Source organism: Azospirillum griseum, from assembly GCF_003966125.1.
In the GTDB taxonomy this organism is placed as follows: domain Bacteria; phylum Pseudomonadota; class Alphaproteobacteria; order Azospirillales; family Azospirillaceae; genus Azospirillum; species Azospirillum griseum.
The window spans coordinates 1-288 of the sequence record NZ_RXMA01000169.1 but is presented as its reverse complement, the minus strand read 5'-3'; the positions used below and the strand labels follow the sequence as shown (position 1 = coordinate 288).

The window sequence follows — 288 nt, the reverse complement described above, 5'->3', positions numbered from 1 at the left end:
CGCCGCCGGCGACGGGGCGGCGCGGCCGGCCAGCGCGCTACTCGGACATTGCCATCGAGGCCGGGGTGATGCTGCGCTTGGCGTTTGGCCGGTCGTGGCGGCAGACCGAAGGCTTGCTGGGCTCGCTGATGCGTCTGCTCGGCCTGACGCTGCCGGTTCCCGATCACACGACCCTCTTGTAAAGGCCGGATGAAGTTTGGTCGTAACCATCCGGCGAGTGACGCGGTCAGGCTGCTTTCCTGATATTTTGAGCGGCTTTCCAATTCCACGGGAGCAATTCGTGCAACC

General features: G+C 64.9%; 1 pseudogene. It reads left to right on the top strand.

The features are described 5' to 3' along the window. Positions 1-173: pseudogene (locus EJ903_RS26660) on the top strand (transposase); the annotation flags it as partial. Positions 174-288: the final 115 nt, after the last annotated feature.